Source organism: Metamycoplasma equirhinis, from assembly GCF_006385185.1.
GTDB lineage: Bacteria > Bacillota_I > Bacilli_A > Mycoplasmatales > Metamycoplasmataceae > Metamycoplasma > Metamycoplasma equirhinis.
This window is the reverse complement of record NZ_VFIX01000067.1, coordinates 1-502: the sequence shown is the minus strand read 5'-3', so window position 1 is coordinate 502 and position 502 is coordinate 1. Positions and strand designations below refer to the sequence as shown.

Genomic DNA, 502 nt, shown 5'->3' with positions numbered 1-502 from the left:
ACGGAATCAGCGCCACAGGCGGTTGCGAGGGCACGACGGCCGGGTGAAAAGTCGCTTGCGATCACCGTGTGTACCCCGCGCGACTTCAGCATGCAGATCACCGCGAGGCCGATCGGACCGCACCCGATCACGATCGCGACGTCGCCCTTGCCCACCTCGCCGCGCCGGACGGCGTGCCATCCGACGGCCATGGGCTCGGTCAGCGCGGCTATCTCGGGCGCCAGCCCGTTCGGGACAGGAAACGTCAGCGACTGCTCGACGACGAGCCGCTCGGCGTAGGCGCCCGGCGCCATTGTCGAAAGCCCGATCCCGTGCACCTCTTTGTTGCCACGCCGCAGCAGCGGCATGGCGACGACCGGGGTGCCGCGCCTAGGGGTCCTGCGGGTGCCGGGACCGTAATCGACCACCTCGCCACAGAACTCGTGTCCGAACACCACCTGCTGATTCGATCGCATGAAGGCGTGGTAGCCAGATTCGGCCATCACGTCGGCCAGTTCATCAC

The 502-nt window shown here is 67.5% G+C and carries 1 protein-coding gene; it reads right to left on the bottom strand.

Annotated elements, in window-relative coordinates:
- Nucleotides 1–502, bottom strand: a 502-nt coding sequence (locus FJM08_RS08670) for an alcohol dehydrogenase catalytic domain-containing protein (RefSeq protein WP_170177193.1), incomplete at both ends; no start/stop codon positions are given.